This is a genomic window from Thermonema sp., from assembly GCF_026003375.1.
Taxonomy (GTDB): domain Bacteria; phylum Bacteroidota; class Bacteroidia; order Cytophagales; family Thermonemataceae; genus Thermonema; species Thermonema rossianum.
Window position 1 is genome coordinate 760,127 of the sequence record NZ_BPHD01000001.1, and the last position, 13,231, is coordinate 773,357.

A 13,231-nucleotide genomic window follows, 5' to 3' on the forward strand; every position below is an offset into this window, starting at 1 on the left:
AAAAAAATAAACGACGGTCATCCTCCCCCCAACACATTCACTTCGGGTTGCAAGCAGATGCCAAAGCGGGCAGCCACATCTTTTTGTATATCTTTTGCCAGCTGCCATAGTTCGGCACCCGTGCCCCCACCGTAGTGTACCAACACCAGTGCCTGGCGCTCGTGTACGCCCACGGCGCCCCGCCGCTTGCCCTTCCACCCACACTGTTCAATCAACCAAGCGGCCGGTATTTTCACCTGCCGTTCATTCACCTCGAAAAAAGGCATGGAAGGATACTGCGCACGCAGACGCTCAAAAAGCGCCCTTTCTACTACCGGGTTTTTGAAAAAACTACCGGCATTACCAATCTGTGCGGGATCGGGCAGTTTGGAACGGCGTATGTCTATGACTGCCTGCGCTACTTCGGCAACAGAAGGCGAAGCGATGCCTTTCTCCTCGAAATATTGCTTTAGCGCATAATAAGAAAGATTAGGCGCAGCTTGCTTTTTTAAACGCAAGCGAATAGCCAACACCAAGAAGTCGCCACGGGGCATCTGTTTGAAGATACTATCACGATAATCAAAAGCACAATCTTCGTTTTTGAGCGGCACCCCCCCCTTTCCGGCAATCCAAACACGCACTTCGTCCAAAACATCTTTGAGCTCTACCCCATAAGCACCAATATTTTGAATAGGTGCGGCACCTGCCGTGCCGGGAATCAGCGCCAAGTTCTCTATGCCGCCCCACCCTTGCGCTACGGTCCACATCACCAAGGCATGCCAATTTTCACCGGCAGCCGCCTCTATCAACACCTCGTCTTCCGTTTCTGCCACCACCCTTCTGCCTCCGGTGCGCATATGCAGCACGAGCCCTTCCCAATCAGCTGCAAAGAGAAGGTTGCTTCCACCTCCCAGCACCAACACAGGCAAGCCGGCGGCGCGTGCTTCTTTCATGACAGCCATGGCAGCCGCTTCGGTAGTTGCCGCATAATAATAGCGAGCCACGGCCTCTAAGCCCAAGGTATTCCATGCCTTGAGCGATACGTTTTCGGCTACTTGCCAATGTGAAGAAAAAGGTTTCATAAGAAGAATGATTACTGGTTGTCGTACCATGTGCGCTTGCGCTCGAGGCGCAGGTCACGCAAAGTGGAAGCTTTCACCCGGATGGTAAAAGAATAGGACTGAAACTGCCCAAAGGGGCGCCAGTTAAAGAGCATCTCCCAGCAATGCAGGTCACGGTAAAAGTCGAGGCTGGTGGTGCTCAACCTTCCTTGTGTGAAGTCAAAACCCGAGCTAAAGCCAATGCGCCATTTGGGCGTCAGGCTCATGTCGCCCGAAAAAGAAAGGCTTTGGGTGACCGGGCGCTGCGTGCTTAAAAAGTTGTAGGTAAACTTATAATTGAAACGCAGATTCCAAGGAATGTCGAAGTCCACGTATTGGTCGGGGCTGGCTTGATAATAGGCTTCATAAGAAGTTTCGGGCGCCTGCAGGGGGTCCGTGATGGCCGTGGTGGGGTTGCGCAGGCTACCCGGCACGGGTTCCGGGGTCGCGGCAGTGGTGCCACGCTTGCCGCGCAACACGTCGGGGTTGAGCGAAGCACTCACCGACATATCGAAGTTGGTAAACCGCCCGATGCCTTGCCCGGCATCCCATGCATAAGTATAAGACTTGATGCGTGACACCTGTTCACCTATCAAAGTATCGCGGAAGGCATAGGGCGCCAAGGTGGCACTCAAGTTCAGGTCAAACAAACCACCCACACGCGTACGTGCCCGGAACAACAGGTCAGAAAGCGGATACTGCCCTTTGGTTGTGTCTGCCAGCAAATTATAACTGCCAGTTACCGAAAGCTCATCCAACAACTTCACCTTCTCTGCTTTTTTTGCTGCGGCGGTGTCGGACTTAGGACGTAATTTAGCTTCCAAGGTATTGCGCACTCCAAACGAGATGCTGGCCGAGGCGCCCGGGGCACTCACGCCTGAAAAAGTGGGCAAATCTTGGTACACAGGATTGCCGTTGCCATCAATACCCGTTTGGGTACGCTGATAAAAGCCATAATTTTCGCCCGAAAAATCGGGGGCATACCCAAAGCCAATGGTAGGCTGTACGAGGTGCCGGATAGCCGAAAAGCGTCCGCGCTTTGGATAAAAGGTACCGTAAATATTGGTGGAAAGCCCCGAAGAAAGGGAATACTGATAACTGCTGCCCCACTCTTTGAGCGTATCGATTTGCACGGCTTGTTCGCTGTCGAGCCAAGTGTAGCGGTACTTTTCCCTGTAGAAGCGCTGCGAAAAATTGAACCCTACGCTTGCGTTCAGATATTTCAATACTTTGAACGGCAAGCTGACAGGAATACTATGTTGCAGGTTCATTTTGCCCCGTTCTACAAAAAGGTCGAAGTTTTCGGGGCGAAAAGCATACACAGAGTCAATGCTTTCACCGATGTTGGCTACTTTAAAATTGTAAGAAGGGGAAGTAACACGGTTGGTAATATCAAACGAGCCATTCAAAGTATAAGCCACATTCAATTGAGAGAAGAAGCCCCGGTTGTTGCCTGTCTTGCTTTTAAAAGGATACAGCGGGGTCATGCCTAAGGTAAAGGTGGGCAAGTTGAGATTGACAACCCCCGTATTGTTTTCCTGGTTATGCCGTGCGCTGAGTGTCAGGGTGAAAGGCGTTCCCCGGAAACGGCGCGAATACGATACATTCGACTGAAAGGTATTGGTCAGCTGATTGGCCAGGTCGAACGATACCCGCCGGTTGAATTGCGAGCTACCAAAATTCAAAGAAGCTGCAAAACGCCCGTCGCCACGGCTTTCAGGTGTAAAAGAGCCATTGACCCAAAACAGCTTGGTTTCGCTGCGCAAAATACTTTCGGTATTTTCATCGTAGCGCACATTGTAAGACACCGACAGGTTGCCCGAGTATTGATAGCGCCTTTTAAAGTTGCTTACCGCCTGTATGCCCCAGTTGCCGTAGGTATATACTTCTCCCAGAAGCTTCAAATCCATGTAGTCACTAATGGCCCAATAGTAGCCACCATTACGCAAGAAGAAGCCGTTCTGCTGCGATTCGCCATATACCGGCACAATGATGCCCGATTTTTTTTGTCGTGGCTTGGGAAAAATGCCAAATGCAAAGCCCAAAGGTGTGGGAATATCGGCAAGCTCCATATGAAAAGGACCACAAATGACGTTTTGGTTTTTCGTCAGCTTGATTTTGCTTGCCTTGATACGGTAGTGAGGATGCGCCAAGTTGCAAGTGGTGTAGTAGCCCCCGGCAATATAAAATTCATTTTCGGGGCTTCGCTTTACCTTAGCCCCGCCCACAAAGCCCTCCGACTGCTCCGAAACAATATTAAAGATGATGCCCCGCTTGCTTTTCAAATTGTAATCCATAGAGTCGGCTACGAACTGTTCGCTACCTTCGGTAAAGACGGGGCGCCCTTCCGGTCTGCCGGTGCTGTCGGGCAGCGGGCGTGCCTGCACGATATTACGCTCCAGGTCAATGCGTATGACGGCCGCCTGCAAGCGGCTGTTGCCATAGTCTATCTGTGCTTCGCGGTAGAGCCACCCGCGGCGGGCATCCATTTCAAATATGGCCGAATCTTTGGCACTAAATGTGATGATATCTTGAATATCGCTCTTTGCTTTGGGCGTATGCTGCAAAGTATCGGGCGGTGTGGTGCGCAGGCTGTCGGTTTGTTGTGCCTGAACGGCCAAGCTCACACACAGCAGCAAGAAACTGTATTGAGCTTTTAGCAAAAAATGCGCAAATTTGTAAAAGTGAACTTTAACCGAATCTTTAAACATATGTGGAAGCGCGTCGTTTCTTTGATGGCAATAGTCTCTTTGTTCCTGGTTTGTGCGCCAATCAGTGCACTCAATACCCATAAATTCGTTCAATATAAGCTTAAAACCGTTGTGATTGATGCCGGCCACGGCGGGCATGACCCGGGCACCTCGGGCAAATTTACAAAAGAAAAGGACATCACCTTAGCTGTAGCTTTAAAACTGGGCGAAACCATCCGGGAACATCTGCCCGACGTGAAGGTGATTTACACACGCACAAAAGATGAGTTTGTAGAACTGCACAAGCGCGCCTCTATTGCCAATGAGAACAAAGCAGACCTGTTCATTTCCATCCACTGCAATGCCATTGACGCCTCGCCTGCCAAGCGTGCCGAAGTAAGTGGCACCGAGGTGTATGTGATGGGGGTGCACAAAACCGAAGAAAACCTGGCGGTAGCCAAGCGTGAAAACGCCGTAATCTATTTGGAAGAAGGCTATGAAGAAGTGTATGAAGGCTTTGACCCCAACTCGCCCCAATCCCACATTATGATGTCTATTTACTCGACTGCCTACCTCGAAAACAGCTTGCGTTTTGCGCAGCTGCTCGATTACCAATTCCGTGAGCGGGCCAAACGCCCCAGCCGGGGCATCAAGCAGGCGGGCTTTGTGGTGCTGCATCGCAGTGCCATGCCCAGTGTACTTATAGAAATCGGCTATTTGTCGAACCCCGAAGAAGAGAAGTTTTTGAATGACTCATGGGGGCAAACCCTGATTGCTTCGGCTATTTTCCGGGCTTTCCGGGACTACAAAAAAGAACTTGAATCACTATAAATTCTTAGCTTGCACCTTTAAACAACATCAAAAACTATGAAGCTGAAACTATCGAAAGAAGCCAAAGTAGGACTGCTGGCCATCATTTCTTTGAGCATGCTCTACTTTGGATTTAACTTTTTAAAAGGACGCGGTTTTTTTAGCAGCAACAATACCTACTACATTCCCTACGACAACACCAACGGTTTGATGGTATCTAACCCCGTCACCATTCACGGTGTCACCATAGGCATGGTAACCAAAATGCGGCTCAACCAAGACAAATCGCAGGTGCTCGTGGAAGTGGAAGTAGATGGCGACATAGAAATACCCAAGGGCAGTGTGGCACTGCTGCGCGAAAACGGACTGCTGGGTGGCATGCAGATAGAGCTGCTCCTGAGCCGGTCGCAGGAAATACACCAAGACGGCGACACCCTGCGCAGCAGCAAAGAAGATGGTATGTTCACTGCCATTGAGAAGCAAACCAAGCCCATCATTGAAAAGCTGGACAGCACGCTTACGCTTATCAATAGTCTGCTGATAGATTTTGAAGGCGTCGGTGACATTTCGAAGCGAACCCTCCAGCACCTGTCGGCAAGTGCCGGCGAGCTGCAAGCCATGCTGCACGAGAACCGCCCGCTGCTCAATGGCACGCTCAAAAATGTGGAACAAACGAGTGCGCACCTGAACCAAGCCACGGCACAACTGCCGCAAACCATGCAAAAGTTAGACGCCGTAGCCGACAGCTTACAGCACCTGCCACTGCAACAAACCATAGAGCAAACCCGCCAAAGCCTGGCTGCCTTGCAGCAAGTGCTGGAACAAGCCAATGACCCTTCGGGAAGCATGGGGGCTTTGCTGCATGACAAGGCGCTTTATCAAAATCTGGTGGAACTGTCTGCCGACCTGGACAAGCTGCTTATCGATTTGCGTAACAACCCCCGCCGTTATATCAAAGTATCTGTTTTTTAAGCTTTTATTTCAGTTCAACCGGATGCCCGGGCGCTCGTTTCAAACAGCATGCCCGGGCATTTTTTTTATAACAACACTGCCCCATTTGCCACACTTTTATTTTTAATTTTTTAAATCCTTTTCATTATCATTGTGCAGATTATAGTAAAAACAAAAATATATTGCATATGAACAATTCTACTTCTGCCAAGCACCCGAAGGGGCTCTATGTGCTCTTTTTCACCGAAATGTGGGAGCGCTTCGGTTACTATCTTATGTTGGGGATTCTTTACCTCTACATGACCGATGAAAAATCGGGGCTGGCTTTCAATGAAGCTTTTGCCAATGATATTTATGGCACCTACATCGCCTTGGTTTACCTGACGCCCTTCTTGGGAGGCTTGCTTGCCGACCGTATCTTCGGCTACCGCTCCACCATCATTGCAGGCGGCTTGCTCATGGCCGGTGGCTATCTGACCTTGTCGCTTCCCGGCGTCATACCTTTTTACACCGCCCTGCTGCTGGTTATTTTGGGCAACGGTTTCTTCAAACCCAATATTTCCACCTTGCTGGGAAACCTGTACAACACCCCTCAAAATGCCTCTTTGAAAGATAAAGGCTACAATATCTTTTACATGGGTATCAATATCGGGGCGTTTGTCTGCAACTTTGTGGCTGCCTATATGCGCAACAACTACGGCTGGGGGCATGCCTTTGCTGCCGCCGGCGCAGGCATGTTGCTTGGTTTGATTATATTCATTGCAGGGCAAAGACATATAAAAGAAGCAGACGTAATACAACCCACACAAGCCGAAGACATGCCTTTGGGGCAGATTTTTGGTTATATTTTTGTGCCTGCCCTGCTTGCCGGTGCTTTGGGTTATTTTCTGCCGCGCCTCGTGGGGGTAGACAACTTCCTGGGTTCTACCACCAACGACATCTTTCTTTTTGCCTGCCTGCCCATTGTTATCTTTTATGTGTCGCTGTATGTCAAAGCCTCTGCTTCTGACAAAGGGGCAATAGGTGCGCTACTCTATATTTTCTTTGTGGTCATTATTTTCTGGATGATTTTCCACCAAAACGGGAATGTATTGACCGAGTGGGCCAAAAGCTATACCGACCGCAGCGTGAGCAGTGAGATGCAGGCAACGCTAAAACCCTTCGGTTTCTTGGAAGAAATAAAGATGCCCGAAAACATAAAAATACCGGAAGCGCCGGATGCCGCGGCCATTGCCCAAAGCATGCAGGAGGACTTGCCTTATTATTTCAAAAACATGCCGCCGCAAGAATGGCCCGCCCCCGGCAGCTCTATTTATGTAATCTCTACGGAGCTGTTTCAGTCGCTCAACCCATTCTTTATCATCATATTCACGCCTTTGGTCATTGCCTTCTTCAACTTCCTTCAGGCACGGGGTGTCATCCTTTCAACGCCTGCCAAGATAGCTTGGGGCTTGTTTATCACCGGGCTTTCTACTTTGGTGATGGTAGCAGCCGTATTTGCAAGCCAAAACGGCGCCGTAAAAGTGAGTGCTTGGTGGCTGGTGGGCACCTATGCCGTCATTACGGTGGGTGAACTGTTCCTGAGCCCCATGGGGCTGTCGCTGGTGTCTAAGCTAAGCCCGCAGCGCCTGACCGCCGTCATGATGGGCGGATGGTTTTTGGCTACTGCCATAGGCAACAAGCTGAGTGGCGTGGTGGGGCATGTAGGGGCAGAAAGCAGCAACCTCGCCCTTCCGTTCTATATCAACTTTGCCGGCGCCATGGTAGCGGCCATTCTGCTGTTTTTGAAGGTGCGCTCCATCGCCAAGGTCGTAAAAGAAAAGACAGGGCATTACTAATGCTCAGCCCTTCTTGTAGTTGACTTTACACAAGGCTCTCCGCCGGCGGAGGGCCTTGTTGCTTTATGCATCCCGGTACAGTGAAATTATGCATTCCTTATCATTTGCATGCCTGTTGTCAGCTTCATGGCTTGCATTATTTCGCTATTTTTTTGAAAGCTTTTTATTATTATTGCGCAGTTTAGTGTAAACCAAAAAATATTGCAGATGGGTATTTCTACGAAAAAAACAACACACCCTTCGGGATTATATGTGCTCTTCACCACTGAAATGTGGGAGCGCTTTTCTTATTACGGCATGCGTGCCCTACTGGTACTCTACTTGGTAGCCAATCTCGATAACTTCGGCTTTGGCATGGGTCGCAAGGAAGCCTTGGCTATCTATGCCATCTTCACAGGCTTGGTATATTTGACCCCCATCATTGGCGGATGGGCTGCCGACCGTTTTTTGGGCAAGAGAAAAGCTGTATATACGGGGGCTGTGATGATGGCTGCCGGTCAGTTTTTGCTGGCTGCCTCTGCTTTCATGGCACACAGCTTGGACCCCGATTTGCGCTTCTTTATTTTTTCTTATGGCTTGGGCTGTTTAATCTTCGGCAACGGCTTCTTTAAGCCCAATATCTCCACTATTGTGGGCGACCTGTATGACGACAACGACCCGCGCAAAGATTCAGCTTTCAATATTTTTTACATGGGCATCAACTTGGGGGCTATTTTAGGTCCCTTCTTGGCAGGTGCCTTGGGCGAACAAGTGCATTGGGGCTGGGGTTTCTTCTCTGCCGGCGTGGGCATGCTCATCAGCATGTTGATTCTCTTTGCCAAAGAAACATCGCTGAATGGGTATGGTTTGCCGCCGCATGCCAAGTTAGGGCAAACCCGTCTGACCAACAAAGACTGGGCAGAGCTGGTTGTTTTGGCGGTCGTGCTTATTTTACTCACCGGCGGCATCATCTGGGGGTGGCGGCAACTGCCCGATACCACCACCGATGTGATTGTAAAAGCAGGCTTTGCCGTCCTCATCTTGGGACTTCTTTGGGTCATTGTGAGCAATACCAAAGGGGCAACCGAGTGGAGCCGCATGGGCGTTATATTGGTGCTGGCATTCTTCAATGTAGCCTTCTGGGCAGGCTTTGAGCAGGCAGGTGGCACTTTCAACCTTTTTGCTGAGGAAAAAACCAACCGTTTCATAGAAGCATTGAACTGGGAAGTGCCCACTACGTGGTTCCAAAACATCAACCCGCTGGCCATTTTGATATTCGCTCCGCTCTTTTCGGTCATGTGGTTGAAGCTGGACCAACGCAAACTCAACCCCCGCACCCCTATTAAATTTGCCTTAGGGCTGCTGCTGGGAGGACTTGCCTTTGCCATCATGACCCAAGCCGATGCCTTGGCAGAACACGGCAAAGTGTCGCCGCTGTGGCTGGTAGCCGTGTATGTCATTCTTACGCTGGGTGAGCTGATGCTTTCGCCCATTGGGCTTTCGATGATTACCAAGCTGGCCCCCCGCAAGCTGGTGAGCGTGGTCATGGGCTTGTGGATGGCGAGCTTCGCTGCCGGCAACTACCTGGCAGGCATGCTGGAGACTTTCTTGGAAGAATTCAATGCCCACCAAGCCGAAACCCAAGGCTTCATGCTTGAGCTATACCCCTTCATTACTTACTGGATGCTGGGCAGTGGCATTGTGCTGATTCTGCTTTCTCCGTTGCTCAACAAAGCCATGAAAGGGATTCACTAAGAAAAAAAGAACCTTTATTACCTGTAATGCCAGACAGCCTTCTTGGAAGGTTGTCTTTTTTTTGACCGCAGTTGCAAGCTTGTAAAAATGTTATCTGCTATCTTTTTGCTTTTATCTTGCTTTGCTTAATAAAATTCCAATATATTTATACAAATGACTTGCCTAAAATAATAACACCCATGACAAAACGCATTGAAGACCCCGAAAAACTTGTGCCTAAGATTGCCGAGGCTCTCCGGCGCGCAGGCATATCCGCAAAGGTATATGCCGAAGGAAAAGTCATACACCTGGAGAAAATTTACTATCCGGAAACACCCGAAACGGATAATTTCATCCGGCAGGCACTCCAGATACCTGCCAATGTAGGGTTTAACGGAGCTATAAAAACTGCTTTCTTGCTGCGGGTGGTACTTGAAAAAGCAGGCATCGGCGGTAAGCTTGGCAGAGGCACCAAACGCAAAACCACCATCCGCTCGTGCTATTACATAGAGCCGGATACCCCACAAGCCAAACAATAGACAAACAGACAGACAGTGATGAGCGCTTTCTTAAGAGTAGTTTAAAATGATTACAAAACTACCCCATCTCAAAACTTTATTTGCTATATTCATAGCCGTGATTTAAAAAATAAAGAATATGATATACCATAAGAAAGGCTTACCCATACTTTTATGCGTGCTGCTATTACAAATCGTCGCTTGTGGAAGCAATCCCATCGAGCACCTGAATGCAAGAATTGAGCGGCTTGTCAGGGATAAAGAATTTTCGGAAGACGACTTCAAAAAGATTCTAAAAGAAGCTGAAAAACTCGATATTCCTGCTTTCAAAAATGCAGAAGGTAACATTGACCCGGACAAGCTGTACCAATACGTAAAAAAATACCTTGAAAGCCGCAGCAACGACCTCACGGTAAATAACCTGTGGACTCCAAGTACTCCCCAAAAAGCCGGCAAGTTCAATGTACATGCCTTTATAGAAAACTCAGCCAGCATGGACGGCTACGTAAACGGCGTTACGCAATTCGAATCGGCCGTCTATAACCTGTTGGCAGACTTCAAGATTGCCGATTTTTGTGACAGCCTTAATCTCTATTACATCAACCAAACCGTACCCTACAAGAAACTCAATGCCCTTCCCGAAGATATTGAGGATTTTATTCAAAAACTGGAGCCGGATGTGTTTCGCTTACGGGGCGGCAACCGCAGTGTATCCGACTTAAAAGAAGTAGTAGAGTATCTGCTCAAGCAGGTGAATGAAAGAAATGCCACCGTGTTGGTTTCGGATTTTGTGTTTTCGCCGGGCCCAAAGTCTAATTCATCACCCCAAGATTATTTGACCAACCAAAGCATCGGCATGCGCATCTTGTTCAGCGAGCAACTCAAAAAGCAGGATTTGGGCGTCATTGTTCTTCACATGGAATCCAACTTCAAGGGCTATTACTACCGGGTAGTCCCTCCGCCAGTCTTGTTTGAAGGCACCCGCCCCTACTACATCTGGATTATGGGGACCGACGAGCAAATACTGCGCATTCTTGCAGGAAGGCATGGTGGACAACATCAAAGGCGGTTATTTGCATAAATATGTGTTGCTGCCCGCCGGCACGAACAGCCGCTCCCGTTTAAGCTGCTTGACCAATCCCTCGTGAAGGAAGCTTTCGACCTGGCAGGCTTGAGCACGGGGCAACTGCTGAACGCACAAGCAGACCCCGAAATAAAAATCGCTTTACTTTCCATATGAACGTCGATTTGTCGGGCTTTGCCCTTTGGCGAAGAGCGAGCCTTACCAAGCCCGCCATCTGCTTGGCGCCTCAGCAACCCCAACTACCAACTGAGCATCCGCCCGCTTCGACCCCACAAGGAGCGCAACGCGCAGCAGGCAGTTCACCCATCGTTTCACGCTTACTGCCACGGCACCCTCGCCGAAGAACAGGCTGCGCATTGCCTTTGTTCCTCAATTTCCGGAATGGGTCAAGGCTGCCGGCAGCACCGACGACCGGGACATAGCCAATGACCCCGAAGAGCAAAAAAAGACTTTTGGGTTTTACCATCTGTTCAGTGGCGTGTATGAAGCTTTCTATCCCCCGCAAACAAGGAGAATGAAGCTGCTTTTATAGAAGTGGATCAACATTAAACTACCAAAATAGCATAAGCTTATGGACTGGATAGCTTGGATTTACGAGACCTTTTCCGCTCTACTCCCGCGATATGGGCGAGCACCTGCGTGGCTGGGACGTTCACTTGCACCGACTACATGGGCACCTTCTACTACGGCTGGCTTTTCTGGGCATTAGCAGGCATTGTTATTTTCACCTTGCTGCTATACTACAAACTTATTGATTCGCCCCGCTTGGTGCGGGCTTGGCACCTGTGGATGTTTATCGGCGGCGCTACCCTTCTTAACTTCATCGTAGGCTACGGGATTGCCACCTCTGCTACACAAGAAGGCAACTATTGCCCCGAGCTGGTCATTACCAATGGCGATGTCATCAGTGTGGGGCTCACACAAGCCCTGTTGACTTTGATACTGACAATAGCCCTCAGCTTCCTTTTCCGCTATTTCAGCACCAACTGTCGCAACACAACCCCATTACGTCCTTGGTAAACAAAAACACACTTCAGCTAAACCCATAATCCGTCATGCAAAAGAAACTGTATTTATTCGGTATCGGAGGCACAGGCGCACGAGTAATCAAAGCCTTGACCATGCTCATGGCTGCCGGTGTGAAGCCTCAAACAGAAGACGAGTACACCATTATTCCTGTGCTTTTGGACCCCCACAAGCACAATAAAGACCTGAAGCGCACACTGGAATATTTGAAACTATACAGGCAAATCACCCAAGAAACAGGCAATGACAACGGTTTCTTTGGCATGCCCGTCAAAGCATTGGACGGCACCAAAGACTTTGCAAGCAGCCTGCAGGAAGTCAGTGCCAAGAAATTTCGCGATTTCATAGAGCTGTCTTTAATGGACGAAGACAGCCGTGCCCTGGCAGAGTTTTTATTCTCAGGTTCTTCTGTCGATAAATACGGTAGCGAAATATCCATGCTCGACATCGATATGGAAATTGGTTTCGTGGGCAACCCCAACATAGGCAGTGTGGTGATGATGAGCCTGCTCGAAGAGCTCGACGAAATCCAATCCTTTGCCAATCAATTCAACGAGCAAGACCGCATTTTTATCATCGGTTCTATTTTTGGCGGGACCGGTGCTGCCGGGCTGCCCAGTTTGGTACGTTTAATCCGGGGCGCCAAAGACACCAACCTGTCCAATAAGGGGTACCTGAGCAATGCCAAGATAGGCACCTTGGTGGTGATGCCCTACTTCAACTTGGAGAACAGCAGCAACAGCCCCATTCAAACTTCCGAATTCTATATCAAAACCCGTGCAGCACTTAGCTACTATCAAAAACACCTGCGTGAGGAAATTAACGCCTTCTACTATCTTGCCGAAAATAACTACAAAGGCAAAGCCTACAAAAACGACCCCGGCGAAGGCGGACAAAAAAACGATGCCCACTTTGCAGAGCTCATCGGGGCGCTGGCAGTGCTCGATTTCATGGAAGCCGGGAATTTATCCTTGGAAGACCGCTATCACCGCGAATTCGGCATCATGGAAGACAGCCGCACGATAGATTTCACCAAATTGGGAAAAATAACCCAAGATAAAATCAAGCTACCCCTGAGCAGTTTCTATCTCATGCACCGCTACTGGAAGGAACGTGCCCCCGAAACACTGGAAGTACAGGCATGGAGCACTACCGACCCCAAGGTAGAGAAGTCTTGGCTCAATACAGAGTTTTATCGCAATTACCTGTCGCGTTTCTTGGGCGGCTTCGAAGAGTGGCTCGAAGAGATGGCGCAAAACGACCGTGCCTTTGCGCCTTTCAACCTCTCGCAAGACGCTTCGGTGGCAAACTTCATCAGCGGTTTTCATGGCAGCAAAAAGAAAATGCTGGGGCTGGCCAAAGGAGACGTCACTTACACCGACTTGGACGACAAGCTCAACAAAATATCCAAAGGAGCCACCTACAAAAATGTGAATCAGAAGGTGCTGCGTCTGTTCCACGACGCCACCCGCGCTTTTATTGAAGAATACTATAAGTAGTCTATTTCTTAATTACAAACTAC

The 13,231-nt window shown here is 49.4% G+C and carries 10 protein-coding genes; 8 read left to right on the forward strand and 2 right to left on the reverse strand.

All coding sequences use genetic code 11. The annotated features are described in order from the left end of the window. Window positions 1–17: 17 nt before the first annotated feature. Both murB and QVE43_RS03260 read right to left on the reverse strand, forming a co-directional pair. Window positions 18–1,061 carry a UDP-N-acetylmuramate dehydrogenase gene (murB, locus tag QVE43_RS03255; RefSeq protein ID WP_288004260.1) on the reverse strand — a complete coding sequence of 348 codons (1,044 nt, stop codon included), beginning with the start codon at window positions 1,059–1,061 and terminating at the stop codon, window positions 18–20. An 11-nt stretch (window positions 1,062–1,072) separates the two neighbouring features. Further along, the gene (locus QVE43_RS03260) at window positions 1,073–3,742 is read right to left on the reverse strand and encodes a putative LPS assembly protein LptD (protein WP_288004262.1); all 2,670 of its coding nucleotides are present in this window, start codon (window positions 3,740–3,742) and stop codon (window positions 1,073–1,075) included. 48 nt (window positions 3,743–3,790) lie between these two features. Here QVE43_RS03260 and QVE43_RS03265 point away from each other — a divergent pair, with 48 nt between their 5' ends. The 8 genes from QVE43_RS03265 to QVE43_RS03300 all read left to right on the forward strand — a co-directional run bounded on the left by QVE43_RS03265 (window position 3,791) and on the right by QVE43_RS03300 (window position 13,208). Next, a complete protein-coding gene (locus tag QVE43_RS03265; RefSeq protein WP_288004264.1) occupies window positions 3,791–4,600 on the forward strand; it encodes an N-acetylmuramoyl-L-alanine amidase in 810 nt (269 codons plus the stop codon). A 36-nt stretch (window positions 4,601–4,636) separates the two neighbouring features. Next, the gene (locus QVE43_RS03270) at window positions 4,637–5,551 is read left to right on the forward strand and encodes an MlaD family protein (RefSeq protein ID WP_288004265.1); all 915 of its coding nucleotides are present in this window, start codon (window positions 4,637–4,639) and stop codon (window positions 5,549–5,551) included. Between the two features lie 167 nt (window positions 5,552–5,718). Beyond that, complete coding sequence (locus tag QVE43_RS03275; RefSeq protein ID WP_288004266.1) at window positions 5,719–7,368, forward strand: peptide MFS transporter; 1,650 nt, start codon at window positions 5,719–5,721, stop codon at window positions 7,366–7,368. A gap of 207 nt (window positions 7,369–7,575) precedes the next feature. Then, the gene (locus QVE43_RS03280; protein WP_038029088.1) at window positions 7,576–9,102 is read left to right on the forward strand and encodes a peptide MFS transporter; all 1,527 of its coding nucleotides are present in this window, start codon (window positions 7,576–7,578) and stop codon (window positions 9,100–9,102) included. A gap of 179 nt (window positions 9,103–9,281) precedes the next feature. Then, window positions 9,282–9,620, forward strand: a complete 339-nt coding sequence (locus QVE43_RS03285; RefSeq protein ID WP_038029086.1) for a hypothetical protein — start codon at window positions 9,282–9,284, stop codon at window positions 9,618–9,620. A gap of 118 nt (window positions 9,621–9,738) precedes the next feature. Next, window positions 9,739–10,680 carry a hypothetical protein gene (locus QVE43_RS03290; RefSeq protein WP_288004268.1) on the forward strand — a complete coding sequence of 314 codons (942 nt, stop codon included), beginning with the start codon at window positions 9,739–9,741 and terminating at the stop codon, window positions 10,678–10,680. Window positions 10,681–11,322: 642 nt separating this feature from the next. Continuing rightward, window positions 11,323–11,703: a hypothetical protein gene (locus tag QVE43_RS03295; RefSeq protein ID WP_288004270.1), complete on the forward strand. Its 381-nt coding sequence runs from the start codon at window positions 11,323–11,325 to the stop codon at window positions 11,701–11,703. 35 nt (window positions 11,704–11,738) lie between these two features. Next, complete coding sequence (locus tag QVE43_RS03300; RefSeq protein WP_288004272.1) at window positions 11,739–13,208, forward strand: hypothetical protein; 1,470 nt, start codon at window positions 11,739–11,741, stop codon at window positions 13,206–13,208. Window positions 13,209–13,231: the final 23 nt, after the last annotated feature.